This is a genomic window from Burkholderia sp. RF7-non_BP4 (assembly GCF_001521935.1).
In the GTDB taxonomy this organism is placed as follows: Bacteria; Pseudomonadota; Gammaproteobacteria; order Burkholderiales; family Burkholderiaceae; genus Burkholderia; species Burkholderia diffusa.
In genome coordinates, this window is the sequence record NZ_LOTA01000092.1 from 1 (window position 1) to 19,494 (window position 19,494).

Annotated in this window: 17 protein-coding genes and 1 pseudogene; 5 read left to right on the forward strand and 13 right to left on the reverse strand. The window is 70.1% G+C overall.

All coding sequences use genetic code 11. The features are described from left to right. The 9 genes and pseudogenes from WS49_RS29230 to hutH all read right to left on the reverse strand — a co-directional run. Positions 1-705 (reverse strand): annotated as a pseudogene (locus tag WS49_RS29230) (glutamine synthetase family protein); the annotation flags it as partial. Between the two features lie 12 nt (positions 706-717). After that, complete coding sequence (locus WS49_RS29235; RefSeq protein WP_059535730.1) at positions 718-1,524, reverse strand: gamma-glutamyl-gamma-aminobutyrate hydrolase family protein; 807 nt, start codon at positions 1,522-1,524, stop codon at positions 718-720. Between the two features lie 735 nt (positions 1,525-2,259). After that, on the reverse strand, positions 2,260-3,057 hold the full coding sequence (gene hutG / locus WS49_RS29240; RefSeq protein WP_059535682.1) for an N-formylglutamate deformylase: 798 nt from the start codon (positions 3,055-3,057) through the stop codon (positions 2,260-2,262). A gap of 58 nt (positions 3,058-3,115) precedes the next feature. Beyond that, a complete protein-coding gene (locus WS49_RS29245; RefSeq protein WP_059535684.1) occupies positions 3,116-4,492 on the reverse strand; it encodes a formimidoylglutamate deiminase in 1,377 nt (458 codons plus the stop codon). Positions 4,493-4,515: 23 nt separating this feature from the next. Continuing rightward, entirely contained in the window at positions 4,516-5,739 is a 1,224-nt protein-coding gene (gene hutI / locus WS49_RS29250) for an imidazolonepropionase (protein ID WP_059535732.1), read from the reverse strand. Positions 5,740-5,743: 4 nt separating this feature from the next. Continuing rightward, positions 5,744-6,355 carry a HutD/Ves family protein gene (locus WS49_RS29255; RefSeq protein ID WP_059535686.1) on the reverse strand — a complete coding sequence of 204 codons (612 nt, stop codon included), beginning with the start codon at positions 6,353-6,355 and terminating at the stop codon, positions 5,744-5,746. A 2-nt stretch (positions 6,356-6,357) separates the two neighbouring features. Beyond that, on the reverse strand, positions 6,358-8,046 hold the full coding sequence (gene hutU / locus WS49_RS29260) for a urocanate hydratase (protein ID WP_059535688.1): 1,689 nt from the start codon (positions 8,044-8,046) through the stop codon (positions 6,358-6,360). A 40-nt stretch (positions 8,047-8,086) separates the two neighbouring features. After that, positions 8,087-8,782 carry a histidine utilization repressor gene (hutC, locus tag WS49_RS29265; RefSeq protein ID WP_044847652.1) on the reverse strand — a complete coding sequence of 232 codons (696 nt, stop codon included), beginning with the start codon at positions 8,780-8,782 and terminating at the stop codon, positions 8,087-8,089. 4 nt (positions 8,783-8,786) lie between these two features. After that, positions 8,787-10,310 carry a histidine ammonia-lyase gene (hutH, locus tag WS49_RS29270; protein ID WP_059535690.1) on the reverse strand — a complete coding sequence of 508 codons (1,524 nt, stop codon included), beginning with the start codon at positions 10,308-10,310 and terminating at the stop codon, positions 8,787-8,789. Positions 10,311-10,536: 226 nt separating this feature from the next. Between hutH and WS49_RS29275 the strand changes: the two genes are divergently transcribed. After that, entirely contained in the window at positions 10,537-11,457 is a 921-nt protein-coding gene (locus WS49_RS29275; RefSeq protein WP_059535692.1) for a glutamate/aspartate ABC transporter substrate-binding protein, read from the forward strand. 21 nt (positions 11,458-11,478) lie between these two features. Here the strand turns inward: WS49_RS29275 and WS49_RS29280 are convergent, their stop codons facing one another. Further along, positions 11,479-12,231 (reverse strand): 4'-phosphopantetheinyl transferase family protein, encoded by a 753-nt coding sequence (locus WS49_RS29280; RefSeq protein WP_059535734.1) that lies wholly within the window; start codon positions 12,229-12,231, stop codon positions 11,479-11,481. A 119-nt stretch (positions 12,232-12,350) separates the two neighbouring features. Beyond that, the gene (locus WS49_RS29285; RefSeq protein ID WP_059535694.1) at positions 12,351-13,394 is read right to left on the reverse strand and encodes an alpha/beta hydrolase family protein; all 1,044 of its coding nucleotides are present in this window, start codon (positions 13,392-13,394) and stop codon (positions 12,351-12,353) included. 119 nt (positions 13,395-13,513) lie between these two features. Here WS49_RS29285 and WS49_RS29290 point away from each other — a divergent pair, with 119 nt between their 5' ends. The 3 genes from WS49_RS29290 to WS49_RS36265 all read left to right on the forward strand — a co-directional run bounded on the left by WS49_RS29290 (position 13,514) and on the right by WS49_RS36265 (position 16,109). Further along, the gene (locus tag WS49_RS29290; protein ID WP_059535696.1) at positions 13,514-14,455 is read left to right on the forward strand and encodes a LysR substrate-binding domain-containing protein; all 942 of its coding nucleotides are present in this window, start codon (positions 13,514-13,516) and stop codon (positions 14,453-14,455) included. A 308-nt stretch (positions 14,456-14,763) separates the two neighbouring features. Beyond that, entirely contained in the window at positions 14,764-15,996 is a 1,233-nt protein-coding gene (locus tag WS49_RS29295) for an MFS transporter (protein ID WP_059535699.1), read from the forward strand. Beyond that, positions 15,987-16,109 carry a hypothetical protein gene (locus WS49_RS36265; RefSeq protein ID WP_059535701.1) on the forward strand — a complete coding sequence of 41 codons (123 nt, stop codon included), beginning with the start codon at positions 15,987-15,989 and terminating at the stop codon, positions 16,107-16,109. Before WS49_RS29295 ends, WS49_RS36265 begins: the two co-directional genes overlap by 10 nt. Positions 16,110-16,160: 51 nt before the next feature. Here the strand turns inward: WS49_RS36265 and WS49_RS29305 are convergent, their stop codons facing one another. Further along, positions 16,161-17,639 (reverse strand): cryptochrome/photolyase family protein, encoded by a 1,479-nt coding sequence (locus tag WS49_RS29305; protein ID WP_059535736.1) that lies wholly within the window; start codon positions 17,637-17,639, stop codon positions 16,161-16,163. 318 nt (positions 17,640-17,957) lie between these two features. Between WS49_RS29305 and WS49_RS29310 the strand changes: the two genes are divergently transcribed. Next, on the forward strand, positions 17,958-18,437 hold the full coding sequence (locus tag WS49_RS29310) for an SRPBCC domain-containing protein (RefSeq protein ID WP_059535703.1): 480 nt from the start codon (positions 17,958-17,960) through the stop codon (positions 18,435-18,437). A gap of 69 nt (positions 18,438-18,506) precedes the next feature. Here the strand turns inward: WS49_RS29310 and WS49_RS29315 are convergent, their stop codons facing one another. Further along, entirely contained in the window at positions 18,507-19,493 is a 987-nt protein-coding gene (locus WS49_RS29315; protein ID WP_059535738.1) for a hypothetical protein, read from the reverse strand. Position 19,494: the final 1 nt, after the last annotated feature.

The following is a 19,494-nucleotide window of genomic DNA, read 5'->3' on the forward strand; positions in this document are numbered from 1 at the left end:
GTGACGCAGCGCGGCCTCGCGCACCGTGCGCTTGAACAGGAACACCTGGTCGGCGAGCGACAGCGCGTCGCCGTGCACGAAGTTGATCTCCATCTGTGCGGCGCCGACCTCGTGGATCAGCGTCTCGATGTCGAGGCCCTGCATTTCGCAGTATTCGTAGATGTCCTCGAACAGCGGATCGAACTCGTTGACGGCCTCGATCGAATACGACTGACGCCCCGTCTCCGCGCGGCCCGTGCGCCCGACCGGCGGACGCAACGGCAGGTCCGGGTCGGCGTTCATGTCGACCAGGTAGAACTCGAGTTCGGGCGCGACGACCGGCTTCCAGCCCTTCGCCTTGTACAGGTCGAGCACGCGGCGCAGCACGTAGCGCGGCGAGATCTCGACCGGCGAGCCGTCGAAATGCACGCAATCGTGAATCACCTGCGCGGTCGGATCGACGGCCCACGGAATCAGGCAGATCGTCGACGGATCGGGCACGCACACCATGTCGGGATCGGTCACGCCGGTCAGCGAGCCGTCTTCCGGATAGTCGCCGGTGACGGTCTGCACCATCACCGCCTGCGGCAGGCGCATCGATTCGCCGGACTCGAACTTGTTGCGCGGAATGATCTTGCCGCGCGCGATGCCGGCCATGTCGGGAATGATCGCCTCGACTTCGGTGATGCGGTGCTGACGCAGGAATTCGCTCAGTTCGGGTTGCATGATCGGCCTCGTTCAGTCGATGTCGGATGCGGCCGGCGACGGCAGGGTGCCGCCGGCCGCATGAATACGGTGTGTCATGCGCGCGCGGCACGCCGCGCCGAATGCCGCGAAGATGTCGCGCGACAGCGGCTGTTCCGCGAAGCGCCATTCCGGATGCCACTGCACGCCGAGCGCGAACGCGCGCGCGCCGCGCACGCTGACGGCCTCGATCAGCCCGTCGGGCGCACTCGCTTCGACCACGAGCCCCGCACCGAGCCGCGCGATGCCCTGGTCGTGCAGCGAATTGACCATCGCGTCATGCGCGCCGCGCGCGACCCGTTGCAGCAGGCCGCCCGGCGCGAGCTGCACGCGGTGCGCGGGGCCGTACTGCCGCTCGAGCGGATCGCCGTCGCGCTCGCGATGATCGTGGAAGCCCGCGCTCGCATGCAGCCGCTGATGCAGCGTGCCGCCATACGCGACGTTCAGCTCCTGCATGCCGCGGCAGATCGCGAGCACGGGCACGCCCGCGTCGATCGCCGCGCGGATCAGCGGCAGCGCGGTCGCATCGCGCGCGGGATCGTGCAGCGTGTCGGGCATGCTCGCCGGGCCGCCGTAGTGATGCGGCTCGACGTTCGAATAGCTGCCGGTCAGCAGCAGCCCGTCGATGGACGCGACGATCGCGTCGACCGGCTGGCGCGTGCCGAGCGCCGGCAGCACGAAGGCGAGCGCGCCGGCACCGTCGACCAGCGCGACGAGATACTTCTCGCCGGCCGTGTGGTTCGGATGGGCGCCGCGCATCACGCGGTCGGCGGTGACGGCTACGAGCGGGCGCGGTCGCATGATCGCCTCCAGGATGAACGTGCGACGCGGGCATCCGCGCGGGGCGATGGCCACGCGCGGTCGCGCCGCACGCGCCCATGCGCGATCCTGCCGCGCGAACGGCGCGGCAACGGACGGTGCGACCCGATGCGAAAGCGGAAACGGACGCTAGGGCAACAATGAAGCGCTGCCGTCGCACTGCACCGCGCTGAACACGTGCGCGGTCACGAGGTTGAAGCGGCGCAGGCCGCGATGGGACACAGCGAAGAGACGAGGCTCGCGTATGAGGGCGGCGCGCGTGCCGCGATCAGCATGCCGGATCGGCCCGGCCTGAGGCGGCGCGCCCGCCGACGGACTTCGGGTCCGGCATATCGAAGGGCTGGCGGCTTTCACGATCGTACTCGACTGACTGGTGAAGACAGGACACGTGTCGCGATGAAGCGGAGGCGACAATGCCGCGCGGCGACACATCGGCAAGGTGTTTCGCAACGGATTCCGGCGCGGTGCGGCGCTGATCGACGCCGTCGCGGCCGGCGCGCGTGACGACTTCCTGACATTCAGCTTATATCACCTAAAAATTGCGTCAAATTTTCAGGTATCGATCCCGACATCGATCAGACGAAAAAAAACGGCATCGACCCGACCGGTCGATGCCGTTTTGTGCGCTGCGTCGGCGCGTGCAGTGCCCGCTGGCAGGCCATGGCGCGAGACGGCACCGCGCCGCCGCACACCACGCACGCGACGCGCGCCGGCGGCTCAGCGATGCGCGAGCGCGGTTTCGACGAGCGTCTGCAGCAGCGGCACGATCCGCGCGGCACGCGCTTCGTCGTACGCGTACGGACGCGTTTCTTCCATATAGGTGATCTGCGACAGCTCGAGCTGCACGGCTTCGACGCCGGTGGCGGGCACGCCGTAGTGACGCGTGATGTAGCCGCCCTTGAAACGCCCGTTCGCGACGGCCGTATAGCCGCCGTGCGCGCTCACGCATGCCGCCAGCGCCTCGGCGAGGCCGGGCGCGGCGCTCGCGCCGCTCGACGTGCCGAAGTTGAAGTCCGGCAGGCGGCCTTCGAAGAACCGCGGCACGTGCGAGCGGATCGAATGCGCTTCCCACACGAGCACGCGGCCGTGCTCGCGCTTCAGGCGCGCGATCTCGCCTTGCAGCGCGTCGTGATACGGGCGCCAGTAGCGGTCGCGACGGCGCATGATCTCGTCGTTGCCGGGCAGCGCGTTCGCCGGATACAGCGGCGCCTTGTCGAACGTGTCGACCGGCACGAGCCCGGTCGTGTCCTGCCCCGGGTACAGGTTCTCGTTGTCGGGCGGACGGTTCAGGTCGACGACGTAACGCGCGTGCGACGGCACGAGGATCGACGCACCGAGCGTCGCCGCGAACCCGTACAGCCGCTCGAGGTGCCAGTCGCAATCGTCGACGAAGCGCGCATCGGGCGTCATCGTCGCGGCGATGTCGTCGGGAATGTGGGTGCCTGCGTGCGGAATCGAGATCAGCAGCGGCAGCGTGCCCTGCTTCAGCGTGAAAACAGCCGGTTGTTCAGTCATGTCGCATCACCGTAAGAGTCTGCCGGCGCGCGCACGCGGCGCGCCGGGTGCCGCGCGTTCAGCGCAGCAGTTGCGCCAGCGCGGCGCGGTAGTCGGCATACGCGACGGCTTCGTCGCGATGGCGGCGCCCGCTCACAACGCGTTCGCCGCCGGTGTAGACGTCGAGCACCGGCGTGTCGCCATGCTCGGCGAACACCGCGCCCGACAGCCACGCCGTGCTGTCGTGTTCGGCGATCGCCGGATGATCGGGATCGAGCACGAGCCAGTCGGCGCGGCAGCCTTCACGCAGCGCACCGATGCGCCGCCCGCTGGCCTGCGCGCCGCCCGCGAGCGACGCGTCGAACAGCCGGTCGGCGACATGCGCCTGCGTGTCGCTCGCGAGCACGTTGCGCGCGCGATGCACGAGCCGCTGACCGTATTCGAGCAGGCGCAGCTCCGAGCGCCAGTCGACCGACGCATGGCTGTCCGAGCCGACGCCGATCACGCCGCCCTGCGCGAGAAAGTCGACGGCCGGGAACACGCCGTCGCCGAGATTCGCCTCGGTGGTCAGGCACAGGCCGGCCACCGCGCGACGCTGCGCGAGCGCGGCCGTTTCGGCCGCATCGACGTGCGTCGCGTGCACGAGGCACCAGCGCGCATCGACGTCGAAGCGATCGAGCAGCCACTGCACGGGACGCGTGCCGTAAGCACGCACGCAATCGTCGACTTCGGCCGTCTGTTCGGCGATATGGATATGCACGGGCGCGTCGTCGGGCAGGCCGTCGAGCAGCACGCGCAATCCGCTCTCGGACACCGCGCGCAGCGAGTGCGGCGCGACGCCGTAGCGCAGTCCGCCATGCTCGGGCGCGACGCGGCGCATCGCGTCGAGCAGTTCGAGCAGCCCATCGGGCGTGTTGATGAAGCGGCGCTGGTCGTCGCGCGGCGGCTTGTTGCCGAAGCCGGCGAACTGGTACGACACGGGCAGCATCGTGATGCCGATGCCGGCCGAGCGGGCCGCGTCGATCACGCGCGTGCCGAGTTCCGCGATCTGCGGATAGCGCGAGCCGTCCTGCGCGTGATGCACGTAGTGGAATTCGCACACCGACGTGTAGCCGCACTTCAGCATCTCGACGTACAGCCAGCGCGCGATCGCCGCGAGTGCGTCGGGCGTGATCTTCAGCGCGAAGCGGTACATGAGATCGCGCCAGCTCCAGAAGCTGTCGGCGGGATTTGCGCGGTATTCGGTGAGCCCCGCCATCGCGCGCTGGAACGCGTGCGAATGCAGGTTCGGCATGCCGGGCACCACGGGCCCGGCCGCGCGCGCGACGCCGGCCGGCGCGTCGGCATCGGGCGTCACGTCGGTCAGCGTGCCGGCCGCGTCCCAGCGCAGCAGCACGTTGCGGCGCCAGCCATCGGGCAGCCGGGCATGGTCCGCGAACAGCGTCATTTCGGTCATCGTGAGTCTCGTCTGTTGCAAGGCTAGCCGTTGATCCGGCGAAACACCGTCGTACCGCCGCGCACGACCTGCTCGCACAGCGGCCGGCCGATCCAGTAAGCGAGCTCCGACAGCGAGCCGACCGACCAGGCCGCGAAATCGGCCTGGCGACCGATCTCGAGCGCGCCGTGGCGATCCGCGCGGCCGAGCGCCGCGGCCGCATGGCGCGTCACGCCCTGCAGCACCTCGGGCACCGTCATGCGGAACAGCGTGCAGCCCATGTTCATCGTCAGCAGCAGCGATTCGAGCGGCGACGTGCCGGGGTTGTGGTCGGTCGCGAGCGCGATCGGCACGCCGTGCTTGCGCAGCAGCTCGATCGGCGGCAATTGCGTTTCGCGAATGAAGTAATACGCGCCGGGCAACAGCACGGCGACCGTGCCGGCCGCCTTCATCGCCTCGATGCCGGCTTCGTCGAGAAATTCGAGGTGGTCGGCGGACAGCGCGCGATACCGCGCGGCGAGCGCGGTGCCACCTGCGTTCGACAACTGCTCCGCGTGCAGCTTCACCGGCAGGCCGCGCCGCGTCGCGGCCTCGAACACGCGCTCGGTCTGCGCGAGCGAGAAGCCGATGCGCTCGCAAAATACGTCGACCGCGTCGACGAGGCCTTCGTCGGCGAGCGCCGGCAGCATCCGTCCGCACACTTCGTCGATGTAGTCATCCGCGCGGCCCGCGTATTCCGGCGGCAGCGCGTGCGCGCCGAGGAACGTGGTGTATACCGTGACCGGAAAGCGCTCGCCGAGCTGGCGCGCGACGCGCAGCATCTTGCGCTCGCTCGTGAGGTCGAGCCCGTAGCCCGACTTGATCTCGATCGCGGTCACGCCTTCGGCGAGCAGCGGCTGCAGGCGTGCGGCCGCCTGCACGAACAGCGCCGTCTCGTCGGCCGCGCGCGTGGCGCGCACCGTCGACACGATCCCGCCGCCCTGCCGCGCGATCTCCTCGTAGCTGACGCCGGCGAGACGCTGCGCGAACTCGTCGGCGCGCGTGCCGCCGTACACGAGGTGCGTATGGCAGTCGACGAGGCCCGGCGTCACCCACGCGCCGTGCAGGTCTTCCCGCCGCCAGTGCGCATAACCGTGCGGCAGCGCGGAAAACGCGCCGAGCCACACGATCGTGCCGGTTTCGTCGACGGCGATCGCCGCGTCGTCGATCGTTTCGTCGGGATGGCCGTGCGGACACAGCCTCAGGTGATGCCAGACAATCGGTTTCATGCGTTCAGTCTCGTTCGCCGACGGCGAGCGACACGGCGAGCAGCGCGCCACCTCCGCTCACGACGACGTCAAACGCACGCCGCGGCCCGTCGAGCCGCAGCGTGTCCATTTCCTGCAGTGCATAGTGCGCGCCGTCGATGTCGATGCCGACGGTGCCGGTCGCGCAGAACAGCAGCACGGTATCGGCGCGCTCGACGCGGTGCGTGCCTTCGGGCCACACGTCGACCGTCCCGCGCGCGGCCGAACGGCGCGTCATCAGGTTGAAGTCGCGCGTGGCGCCGTCGTGCAGCGTCGCATCGATCGCCGTTTCGCCGGCGAAATCCGCGCGGGCGAGCGGCGCGTCGAGCACGTGGCGCGCGCCGCCCGCTTCCGCGAGCGTCATGCCCGCACCGGACAGCAGCACGAGCGTGCGGTCGATGCCGTCGAAACGCGAGAACGGCCCGGCCGCGCCGACGTCCGCGACGCTCACGCGCCAGGCGAACGCGTCGAGCGCGGCGCCCGGCGGGAACGCGCCGATTTCGCGCGTCACGCCGCCGCCGTTCTTCCACGGCGACGCAACGAGATCCGCCGCGCGGATCATCGTTGCGTGCACCGGCGCCTGATCGAGCGCCGTCATGCTCAGCGGCCGAGCATCGGCAGCTTCAGGCCGGCTTCGCGGGCCGTCTGCTGCGCGAGTTCGTAGCCGGCATCCGCATGGCGCATCACGCCCGTGGCCGGGTCGTTCAGCAGAACGCGGCCGAGACGCTCGTGCGCTTCGGCGGTACCGTCGGCGACGATCACGACGCCCGAGTGCTGCGAGAAGCCCATCCCGACGCCGCCGCCGTGATGCAGCGACACCCACGATGCGCCGCCCGCGGTGTTCAGCAGTGCGTTCAGCAGCGGCCAGTCGCTCACGGCGTCCGAGCCGTCCTTCATCGATTCCGTCTCGCGGTTCGGGCTCGCGACCGAACCGGTGTCGAGGTGGTCGCGGCCGATCACGATCGGGGCCTTCAGTTCGCCGTTCTTCACCATCTCGTTGAACGCCTGGCCGAGGCGATAGCGATCCTTCACGCCGACCCAGCAGATCCGTGCCGGCAGGCCCTGGAACGCGATGCGCTCACGTGCCATGTCGAGCCAGTTGTGCAGGTGCGGATCGTCGGGGATCAGCTCCTTCACCTTCTGGTCGGTCTTGTAGATGTCTTCCGGATCGCCCGACAGCGCGACCCAGCGGAACGGGCCCTTGCCTTCGCAGAACAGCGGGCGGATATAGGCCGGCACGAAGCCCGGGAAGTCGAACGCGTTCTCGACGCCCATTTCCAGCGCCATCTGGCGGATGTTGTTGCCGTAGTCGAGCGTGGCCGCGCCGCGCTCCTGCAGCGTCAGCATCGCGCGCACCTGCACGGCCATCGACTGCTTCGCCGGATGCACGATGCCTTCCGGATCGACCTTCTGCGTCTCGCGCCATTGCGCGACGCTCCAGCCTTGCGGCAGGTAGCCGTTGATCGGGTCGTGCGCGCTCGTCTGGTCGGTCACGCAGTCCGGCGTGATGCCGCGCTCGACGCACTCCGTGAACACGTCGGCCGCGTTGCCGAGCAGGCCGATCGACACCGGCTTGCCGGTGCGCTTCGCTTCCTCGATCATGCCGAGCGCCTCGTCGAGCGTCGTCGCCTTCTTGTCGACGTAGCGCGTCTTCAGGCGGAAGTCGATGCGCGTCTCGTCGCACTCGACCGCGATCATCGAGAAGCCGGCCATCGTCGCCGCCAGCGGCTGCGCGCCGCCCATGCCGCCGAGACCGCCCGTCAGGATCCAGCGGCCCGACGGGTCGCCGTTGAAGTGCTGGTTCGCGACCGAGAAGAACGTTTCATAGGTGCCCTGCACGATGCCCTGGCTGCCGATGTAGATCCAGCTGCCGGCCGTCATCTGGCCGTACATCATCAGGCCCTTGCGGTCGAGCTCGTTGAAGTGCTCCCAGGTCGCCCAGTGCGGCACCAGGTTCGAGTTCGCGAGCAGCACGCGCGGCGCATCCTTGTGCGTGCGGAACACGCCGACCGGCTTGCCCGATTGCACGAGCAGCGTCTCGTCTTCGCCGAGATCCTTCAGCGACGCGAGGATCTGGTCGTAGCATTCCCAGTTGCGCGCCGCGCGGCCGATGCCGCCGTACACGACGAGCGCGTGCGGATGCTCGGCGACTTCCGGATCCAGGTTGTTCTGGATCATCCGGTAGGCCGCTTCGGCCAGCCAGGTCTTGCAGACCTTCTCGCTGCCGCGCGGCGCGCGGATCGTGCGCGTCGGATCGAGACGGGGATCGATGTGTTTCGGATGGTTCATGACGGCTGCTCCCGAGGGAAAGTGAATATTCAAATAGGAATCAGAAATGCCCGGTGAAGCGATAACGGCTGCCGGGGTGCCACAAATTCGCCACCGAGGCGACGACGCCCTGCGACCAGGTGCGCCGATGTAAAACCAGACACGGCTCGACGTCGTCCATCCGCAGCTGCTCGCGCCGCTCGGGCGCCGGGGCCGCCGCTTCGATCCGGTACTCGACGCGCTGCAGCGGTGCCGCGCGCATCAGATACAGGTTCGGCGTCGTGTTCGTGAAATCCTGCTCGGCATAATCCGGCGCGACCGCCGGATTCACCCACCGTTCTTCGAGCTGGACGGGTTCGTCATTCTCGAAGTGCAACACCTGCGAATAAAACAGCTTCGCGCGCACGGCCATCTGCATCTCGTCGGCGAGCGCCTCGTCGGCGCGGATCGTCTCGAGGCCGAGCACGCTGGCGCGGTACGCATGCCCGCGCGCATCGACCTCCTCCGAGATGCTGCGGATCGCGACGAGCGTCGACTCGTACTTCGGCCGCGCGACGTAGGTGCCGGCGCCCTTCATGCGCGTCAGCACCTGCTCGGCCGTCAACTCGCGCAACGCGCGGTTGACGGTCATGCGCGCGACCTTGAACTCGCGGGCCAGTTCGTTCTCGGAGGGCACCTGATCGCCCTCCGCCCACTCGCCGGCGTGAATGCGGCCCAGGATGAAATCCTTGATCTCCTGGTAGACCGGCGCGCTCATGGGCTTACTGTTCCGATGCGAACGAGAACGGCGCGATCTTCGCGAACGCACGCTCGCCGACGAGCTTCGCGATCACGGCAATGTCCGGTGCGAAGTAGTGGTCGAGTTCGTAGTGCGCGACCTTGCTGCGGATCGTTTCCATCACCGGCGCGAGCTTCGGGCTCGTGTGGTGCGGCGCGCGCAGGTCGACGCCCTGGGCGGCGGCCAGCAGTTCGATCGCGAGGATGTGCTTCGTGTTGTCCGCGATGTCGGCGAGCTTGCGCGCGGCGAACGTCGCCATCGACACGTGGTCTTCCTGGTTCGCCGAGGTCGGCAGCGAGTCGACCGACGCCGGGTGCGCGAGCGTCTTGTTTTCCGATGCCAGGGCGGCTGCCGTCACGTGGGCGATCATGAAGCCCGAGTTCACGCCGCCGTCCTTCACGAGGAACGGGGGCAGGCCCGACAGCGTCGCGTCGATCAGCAGCGCGATGCGGCGCTCGGCCAGCGCGCCGATTTCCGATGCGGCGAGCGCGAGGTTGTCGGCCGCGAACGCGACGGGTTCGGCGTGGAAGTTGCCGCCCGACAGCACTTCGCCGGTATCCGGGAAGATCAGCGGGTTGTCCGACACGGCGTTCGCTTCGACCAACAGCACGTCGGCCGCGTGGCGCATCTGGTCCAGGCACGCGCCCATCACCTGCGGCTGGCAACGCAGGCTGTACGGATCCTGCACCTTGTCGCAGTCGCGGTGCGACTGGTTGATCGGCGAGCCTTCGAGCAGCTCGCGGTACGACGCGGCCGCGTCGATCTGGCCTTGATGGCCGCGCAGTTCGTGGATGCGGGCGTCGAACGGCTTCACCGAGCCGGCGGCCGCATCGACCGACAGCGCACCCGCGACGAGCGCGGTGCGGTACAGGTCTTCGATCGCGAACATGTTGTCGAGCGCCAGCGCCGTCGAGGCTTGCGTGCCGTTCAGCAGCGCGAGGCCTTCCTTCGCCTGCAGCGTCAGCGGCGCGAGGCCCGCGACGCGCAGACCGTCGAGCGCGCTGGCGCGCTCGCCGCGGATGAACACTTCGCCGACGCCCAGCAGCACGGCCGACATGTGCGCGAGCGGCGCGAGGTCGCCCGATGCGCCGACCGAGCCCTTCACCGGGATCAGCGGCAGCACGTCGGCGTTGAACAGCGTGATCAGCGCGTCCATCACCTCGCGGCGGATACCCGAGTGGCCGCGGCCGAGGCTCGACAGCTTCAGCGCCATCAGCAGGCGCACCGACGAGCGCGCCATCGGCTCGCCGACGCCGACCGCGTGCGACAGCACCAGGTTCTTCTGCAGCAGCTCGAGCTGGTCGTGCGGGATGTGCGTGCTGGCCAGACGGCCGAAGCCCGTGTTGATGCCGTATGCCGGCTCGCCCTTTGCCGCGATGTCGGCGACGGCCTTCGCGCCTGCGTCGATCTTCGCGAAGCTCGCCGGGTCGAGCTTGAGCTGCACGGATTCGCGAGCGATCTTGCGCAGTTGCGGGAGGGTCAGGTGGCCGGGGGTCAACGTAATCATGTGAGCAATCCTGTCTAGACAAGTTCGTGATGGATTGCAGTGTAGCCATCGCAACTTGTCTAGACAACCCCGTTTTTCACGATTTCGACTCGGGAGTTTCCCTGATGTCCGGCGCGGCCCGCCGCTGTTGCCCGACGGACTCCGGAATTAACATATGTTGCAATTATTTTGTCTTTGGCAACATACGAATCGACGCTTTCCCACGATCCGCCCACGGAGACCTGCCATGACCATCCCGCCCCGGTTGACCGCCCTCCTCGGCCGCAGCCTGCTCGTCGCCGCATGCGCGCTCGCGTGCGGCGCGTCGCTCGCCGCGGAACCGCTGTCCGGCACGCTCGAAAAGATCCGGCAAGGCGGCCTGATCTCGATCGGCCATCGCGAGACGTCGGTGCCGTTCTCCTACGTCGACGCGAGCGGCAAGGTGATCGGCTTCTCGCAGGACCTGTGCGACCGCGTGATCGCCGCCGTGAAGGCGCGCACCGGCAAGCCCGACCTGCAGGTGCGCTTCGTCCCGGTCACGTCGCAGAACCGCATCCCGCTGGTGCAGAACGGCACGGTCGATCTCGAATGCGGGGTGACCACCAACCTCGCCGCGCGCCACGCGCAGGTCGCGTTCTCGACCACCTTCTTCGTCGCGACCACGCGCCTGCTCACGCGCACGGGCTCGGGCATCCGCGACTTCCCCGATCTCGCCGGCAAGACGGTCGTGACGAACCAGGGCACGACGTCCGAACGCCTGCTGCGCAAGATGAACGAGGAGAAGAAGATGAACATGCAGATCATCAGCGCGAAGGACTACGGCGAAGGACGCCTCACGCTCGAATCGGGCCGCGCGGCCGCCTACATGATGGACGACGTGCTGCTCGCCGGCGTGCGCCAGCTCGCGGCGAAGCCGGCCGACTGGACGATCGTCGGCACGCCGCAGTCGTCGGAAGCGTACGGGTTCATGCTGCGCAAGGACGATCCGCAGTTCAAGGCGCTCGTCGACGGCGTCCTCGTGCAGCTGATGAAGAGCGGCGAGATCAACGCGCTGTACGACAAGTGGTTCATGAAGCCGGTGCCGCCGAAAGGGCTCGCGTTCGACTTCCCGATGAGCGACGTGATCAAGGCGCGCTACGCGGCGCCGAACGACGTGCCGCTCGAGTGAGCGTCGCGTGCTGAAACGGGTTCAGCGCGTCCACGCGACGCACGCCGCGTAGCCGGGCGCCGCGTCGAGCCAGCCCGCGTCGAACGCGGCCACGCCGGCCGCGGGCGCGGCCGGATCGACGATCGTCGTCGCGGGCGTCGCCGCATCGCGCGGCGGCACGACCGCGAACGCGCGCAACCCGCCGACGATGCCGGTGCCGAGCGCCTTCAGCAACGCTTCCTTCGCGGACCACACGCGCATGAACGCGTCGGCACGCGCGGCGGGCGGCAGGCCGTCGAGATACGCGGCCTCGGCGGTCGCGCACACCTCGCGCGTCAGCGCACGCCAGTCGGTCGACCGATTGCAGCTTTCGATATCGACGCCGACACGGCCCGTCCCGGTCCACGCGATGAGCGCGTGATCGCCCGCGTGCGACACGTTGAAATCCAGCGATGCGCGATGCGCGGGGTCGAGCGACGGCCGTCCCGACTCGTCGACGACGATCGCGATGTCCTTCGGCGCCACGTCGAGCGTCGCGCCGAGCACATCGCGCAGCGCGGCGCGCGTCGCGGCGCTGCGCACCGCATCCTCGTGCCGCAGGTAGCGCCCGGCACGCGCGCGCTCGGCATCGCTCAGCGCCGCATAGGCGGGCGACGCGAGCGGCACGTGCCAGTCGAAATCGATGCGCGCGACCTGCACGCCGGCCCGCGACGCGGCCGGCGGCACGTCGAGCAGGTGCATGCGCCACGCGCGGGACAGGTCGGCGGGACTCTCGGAATCGGGCGGAATGGATATCGGCACGGGGCAGCCAGTCGAATGAAACGTCCGATGTTAATCGATCGCGCGGCGCGGAGGCCGACGCGGCGCGGCCGCGCCGCATCGACGCGACGTCCGGGTCGCACGCGCGTGCGCGGTTATCCGTGCGCGACGACACCCGGCGCGCCGCTCGCCGCCAGCCGCGCACGCTGCGCCGGATGGCGCGCGTGGACGCGGCCCGGCGCATCGGCCGGCAACGCGCCGTGTTGCAGCCAGTACAGCGCGACGGGCCACAACGTGTCGGCGAAGCGGCTGTGGAAGAACGCGAAATGGCCGATCGCGTCGACGCCGATGTCGTGCGGCGCGATCCGCAGATGCGTGACGTCGCTGCCCGTGTAGTAGCCGACCAGCCGCTCGATCGCGTCGACCGTGCCGAACCCGTCGTCGTCGAGGCCGATCGCGAGCATCGGCGCCGGCAGCCGCGCGAAGCGCGCCGGCAGCGCGGCGCGGCTCGCAGCGGTTTCGGCGAGCGGGCCATGCGTGTAGGCATCCTCGAAGCGCGCCTGCGAACGCACCCACGACAGCGCGATGCCACGCGGCGTATCCTCCATCCAGCCAAGCCGCTTCGCGGGCACGTAGCCGAACACGGCCGCGAGCGCCGGCATCGCGACGTGCCACTTCCACCACATGCGCCGCCGCTCTTCCGGCCGATAGTCGCGCCAGTACGCATACTGCGCGCCGACGGTCACCGCGTGACGCACGTACGCGTTCGACGCCGCCAGCCCGAGCACGCAGCCGCCGATGCTGTGCGCGACGACGTCGAGCGGCTGGCCGGGAAACGCGTCGCGCGCATACTGCAGCGCGGCCTCGCAATCGAGCCGCCCCCAGTCGAGCCAGTTCGCGCGCAGCTTCGCGAGCCGCGCAGGGCGCGAGCCGCCGATCCCGCGATAGTCGTAGACGAGCACGTCACGCCCTTGCGCGAACAGCCAGGCCGCGAAGCGGAAGTAATAGTCGCAGCGCACCGACGTCGCGCAATTGACGACCGTCACGGGCCGCGCGACGGCGCCGCCGCGATGCCGCCACACGTAGCCGCGCAGTTGGTAACCGTCGGCCGCGGTCAGCGTCACGGCCTCCGGCGGCAACGCACCCGCCGCGCGCCCGGCCGCCTGATCCGCCCCGGCTGCTTCGTTCGAAATCGTCATCCTGTCTCCTGTGCGGCGCCGCGTCACCCGGCGCCCGCCCGATCGCCCAGCCTCCATTGAACTTGACGCGCCCGGCGTTCTCAACCAATCTTGCTGCTCCGTTCGCATGAGCCCTACGCATGTCAACGCCGCTCGTCCGTCTCCCGTCGCTGGACCTCGTGCGCGGCTTCGTCGCCGTCGGCCGCCGCATGAGCATCACGCTCGCCGCGCAGGACCTGTGCGTCACGCAGTCGGCGGTCAGCCGCCAGGTGCACGCGCTCGAGGCGCACCTCGGCGTCGCGCTGCTGCAGCGCGGCTATCGCAAGATCGCGTTCACGCCGGAAGGCGAGCGGCTGTTTCGCGCCGCCGACGCGGCGCTGCTCACCCTGCAGGACACCGTCGCGTCGCTCGCCGCCGCGCGCGAGCGCCAGCCCGTCACGATCACCGCGAGCATCGGCGTCACCGCGCTGTGGTTGCTGCCGCGGCTCGGACGCCTGCAGGCGCGCCTGCCCGACGTCGACTTGCGCGTGGCCGCGAACGACAAGGTACTCGATTTGCGCGCGGAAGGCATCGACCTCGGAATCCGCTACTGCCCGCGCGAGCGCGCGCCGGCCGGCGCGCTGCACCTGTTCGACGAAGTCGTCGTGCCGGTCGCGCACCCGGCGCTGGCCGCGCGGCCCGTCACCGACGCGGCCGCGATCGCCGACCACGTGCTGCTCGAATTCGACGGGCCGCCGCAAACGCCACTGCAATGGCGCGCGCACCTGCACGCGGCCGGGCTCGGCGACGCGCGCCCGAAGGGCGTGCTGCGCTTCAACCAGTACGACCAGGTGATCCACGCCGCGATCGCCGGCCAGGGCGTCGCGCTCGGGCGGCTCGCGCTCGTCGCGCCGATGCTCGCGGACGGCCGGCTCGCGGTGCTCGGCCCGCACTCGCAAGCGTTGTCGGATGCATACGGCTACTGGCTGTTCCGGCACGATCCGGCGCCGCGCCGCGAAGTCGCCGACGTGCGCGACTGGATTCTCGCGGAAGCGGCCGAATGCGACGCTGCGATGCACGCGTACGACGTGGCGCAGCGGTAAGCGGCGAGCGAATTTCCGCATCGAGCCGATGCCGATGCGGCGTCGCGCACGGGATGCGCGCAGCCGCCGGCGATGCACGGACGCCCCGACTACACCGCATCGGCCGCGTATCACGCCGGCCGCATGCGTCGCAGCGGCTCCACGTATCTGGCTCGTACAACCTTCGCCGCCGGCATCGCGTCCGAACCGCGTCGCATTCCCCACGCGCATGCGAACGCGACCGAATGATCGCTTGAGCGCGCCGCGGCCGGATCGTCTAATCGGATCGAACGCGGCGTCGTGCCGCACGCATTCATCCGGAGACCCGCATGACCCCGATCGAACAGGACACCCAGCGCCGCTGGCTGCCGGTGCTCGCGGGCGGCCTCATCATGGGCGCCGCGCTCGGCATCCGCCACGTGCAGGGGCTGTTCCTCGCCCCCGTCACGCTCGACCACGGCTGGTCGCGCGAAGCGTTCGGCCTCGCACTCGCGCTGCAGAACCTGATCTGGGGCATCGCGCAGCCGTTCACCGGGATGATCGCCGACCGCTTCGGGTCGGTGCGCGTGATCGTCGCCGGCATGCTGCTGTATGCGGCCGGGCTCGTCACGATGGCGTTCGCCGCGTCGGCCGGCGTATTCACGGTCGGCGCGGGGCTCGTGATCGGCATCGCGCTGTCGGGGTCAGCGTTCGCGTCGATCTACGGCGCGCTGAGCCGGCTGTTTCCGCCCGACCGGCGCGGCTGGGCGCTCGGTGTCGCCGGCGCGATCGGCGGGCTCGGCCAGTTCTGCATGGTGCCGGTCGCGCAGGTGCTGATCGGCGGCATCGGCTGGCAGCATGCCTTCGTCGCGCTCGCGCTCGTCGCCGGGCTGCTCGCGCCGCTCGCCGTGCTGGTGCGCGACCGGCCTGCGCAGGCCGCGAGTCGCGCGGACGGCCCCGATCAGTCGATCGGCGCGGCGGTGCGCGAAGCGTTCGCGCATCGCGGCTTCTGGCTGCTGAACGCGGGGTTCTTCGCCTGCGGGTTCCAGCTCGCGTTCATCGCGACCCACCTGCCCGCCTACCTGCTCGATCACGGCCTGCCGGCGCGCCATGCCAGCGTCGCGCTCGCGCTGATCGCGTTGACCAACGTGGCCGGCACCTACGCATGCGGCCATCTCGGCGGCTTGCTGCGGCGCAAGTATGTGCTGTCCGTGCTGTATCTCGTCCGCGCGCTGGCGATGGCCGCGTTCGTCGCCGCGCCGTTGTCGCCCGCGAGCGTCTACGTGTTCGCGGCCGTGATGGGCTTCACGTGGCTCGGCACCGTGCCGCTGACCAACGGCGTGATCTCGCAGGTGTTCGGCGTGCGCTACATCGCGACGCTGTTCGGCTTCGTCTTCTTCGGGCACCAGCTCGGCAGCTTCTTCGGTGTATGGTTCGGCGCGCTCGTGTACGACGCGACGCATTCGTATCTGCCGCTGTGGATCGGCTCGATCGCGCTCGGCGTGCTGGCCGCGCTGCTGCACCTGCCGATCGACGACGCGCGCATCGCGCGTCCGGTGCCGGGCAAGGCCGCGTGGGCCTGATGCGCGCGGCGCTGGCCGTCGGCGCGCTCGCGTTCGTCGCGTGGTGCGGCGCGGCCTACTTCGATGCGGGCGTCGCGCTTGCGCTGCTCGAGCACGCGGCGTTCTGCGACTGACATGGCAAGCGCCACCGCGCGCACGGGCGTGCCGGCTGCGCCCCGCGACGTCTAGTGTCGCTTCGGCAGCGTGGCCAGCGCATCGAGCGCACGCCGCCGCGCGCCGTCGTGATCGACGATCGGCGCCGGATAGTCGACGCCGAGCCGCACGCCGGCCGCCGCGAGTTCCACCGGCGACGCCTCCCACGGCGCATGGATCGTCGCCGCGTCGAGGCCCGCGAGTTCCGGCACCCAGCGGCGCACGTAGGCGCCCTGCGGATCGAACTTCCGGCCCTGCGTCATCGGATTGAAGATGCGGAAATACGGCGCGGCGTCGGCGCCGCAGCCGGCGACCCATTGCCAGTTCGCGGGGTTGTTCGCGACGTCCGCGTCGACGAGCGTGTCGTAAAACCAGCGCTCGCCGGCCCGCCAGTCGATCAGCAGATGCTTGACGAGAAACGATGCGACGACCATCCGCACCCGGTTGTGCATCCAGCCGGTCGCCCACAGCTCGCGCATCCCCGCGTCGACGAGCGGATAGCCGGTCAGCCCGCGCTGCCAGGCGCGCAGCGCGGCGGGATCGTCGCGCCACGGCATCGCGTCGAACTGCGCGCGGAAGTTGTCGGTCGCGAGCGCCGGGAAGTGATACAACAGCACGTGGCTGAATTCGCGCCAGCCGAGCTCGCTCAGGAATTTCTCGGCGCCGGCGGCGCAGGCCGCGCCGCCCGCCTGTGCGGCCCCCTGCGCCGCATGCCACACCTGACGCGGCGACACGTTGCCGAAGCGCAGGAACGGCGACAGCCGGCTCGTCGCCGGCCGGTCGGGCCGGTCGCGCGTATCGGCATAGCCGGCCAGCGACTCGACCGAAAACGCGTCGAGCCGCGCATGCGCGCCGGCCTCGTCGGGTGCCGGCCATGCGTCGCGCAGGCCGATCGCCCAGTCCGGCGCGCCCGGACGCAACGCGAGCGCGTCGAGCGCCAGCGCACGTTCGCGCACGCCGGCGGGCCACGGGTGAAACGCGATCCTTTCGGGCGCCGGCAACGGCGCCGCCACCGTGCGATCGCGCCGCACCGCCCGCCAGTATGCGGTGAAGACCTGGAACGGCGTGCCGGCGCCCGTCAGCACGTCCCACGGCTCGTTCAGCAGGCTGCCGTTGCTGCTCTCGACCTCGAGGCCGCGCGCCTTCAGCGACGCCTTCAACGCGGCATCGGCATCGCGCTGCGGCAGCGCATAGCGGCGGTTCCAGTACACGGCCGCCGCGCCCGTGTCGTGCACGACGCGCTCGATCTCGCGCGGCGCATCGCCGCGCAGCAGCAGCAGGCGGCCGCCATGACGCGCGAGCGCCGCGTCGAGTCCGGCGAGCGCCCCGTGCAGCCACCAGCGCGCCGCGCCGCCGAGCGCGCGCCCCGCGCTTTCGCCCGTATCGTCGACGTACACGCACACGAGCGGCCGGCCCGACGCGACCGCGCGCGTCAGCGCGGGCTGGTCGGTCACGCGCAGATCGTCGCGGAACCACACGACGGCAGGAGCAACGGACGACTTCGCTGGCACGGGCACCTCGGGGCAGGAAACGGAAGAATGACCGGTATTGTCGCGGCACGGTCGCGCGATGTCGATGTCCGACGCGCAACCGGCGCGCGCAAACGCGTCGCGTACCGATGACGCCGCCCCGCCGGATCGCGAGCCCGGTGAAACGCCTTAGTCCATTCCGACGATTCTTCGCCGCACGCGCCGGCCTACGCTCGATGTCGGGTTCGCCGCGATGCGCGGCACGCGCCGGCCGCGGGTCGGCCACGCGCATCGCGCGACGCATCCGCCCGGGCGCGCCCGCGGTCCCGTCCTCACCGTCAACCTCACCCGATACCCGCCATGACCAAACCCGCCAATCTCGTCACCTCGATCACCGTCGCGATCGACGCCCCCGCTGCCGTCGTCTGGGAAGTGCTGACCGACTTCCCGCGCTACGGCGAATGGAACACCTTCTGCGTCGGCCTCGAAACGACCGGCCGGATCGGCGACTTCGTGTACATGCAGGTGCGCATTCCGGGCACGGAGACGGTGATTCCCGTCAACGAAATCCTCGTCGCGTGCGAGCCCGAGCGCCTGCTGTCGTGGGAGCAGCGCCCGACCGACGACAACAAGGACGCCGCGCGCCGCGACCAGTACGTCGAAGCCGACGGCGCCGAACGCTGCCGCTACTTCACGACCGATCAGTTTCTCGGCATCAACGCGGAAACGATCATGCGCGAGCACGGCGGCTGGGTGAAACAGGGGTTCGACCAGTGCGCGCGCGACGTGAAGCGGCGCGCGGAAGCGCTGTACGCGTCACGTCGGCGCAAAAGCGCGTGACGGAGAACGGCCGATGTCCGCGCGCGCCGTGGCATCGCTGCACGGCGCGCGCGTCGCGGGCCCCCGCGTTCAGTCGAGACGGAAGGCCGCCTCGAAACGCTCGGCGAACGCGTCGAACTCGCTTTCCGGCAGATGGTTGATGCCGCCGGCGCGCTTGCGTCCGCCGCCGGTCGGGAAACCGCGGCAGAATTCGTCGGCACCGAGCGGCCGGCCATCGGGCACGCGCACGCTGACGACGAGCCCGCCCTGCGCACGCGGCGACAGCACCGCGAGCGCCGCATGCGGTGCATTGCGCATCCGCTCGTTCGCAAGCATCCCCGTCGCGCGCCGCGCCCACGGATGATCCGGCATCCTGATCAGCGTCGCGCCCGGCACGTCGCGCAGCGGCGCGAGCGCGCATGCGCGCGCCATGTCGTCGCGATAGCCGTCGCGCAGCGCGGCGAACACCGGCGTGCCGCGCACGAAGTCGAGCGGATCCGCGCACGGCAGCATCGCATCGGCCAGCACGGCCGGATCGAAATGCAGATCGTCGACGCAGTCGCCGTATGCGTTGTAGTTCAGGTAGAGCCCGAGTTCGGCGAGCGTGCCGCGCTCGGCCTCGTCGAGCGCGTATTCGCGCGCAAGCGCGTCGCCGAGCGCCGGCAGTTCGTCGCCGAACGCCGCGACGATCGCCCAGCGCACATGGCGGCCGCCGAGATGGCGATTCACGAGCGCGCTCGTGCAGACGTCGGCGGCCGTGTCGATATACGCGTCGAAGCGCGGATCGCCCGGCAGCTCGCCCGCGAAGTGATGGTCGAAGTAGCGGACCGCCGCGCCGTCGCGCAGCAGCCGCGCGCAGGCGTCGCGGTTCTGGTCGTGCGACACGTCGAGCACGGTCACGCGGTCGCCGGCTTGCGCGTCGATTCGCTCGAGCAGCCTGATGTCGCGCTTCACGCCGGTCACGAGCGTGCCGCGTTCGCCCTCCGCGAGCCGCAGTTGCTGCAGCGCGCACAGGCCGTCCGCGTCGCCGTTGAACGCGAAGAAATGTCGTCCCCGCCGGGGTTGCCGTTCCTGCATC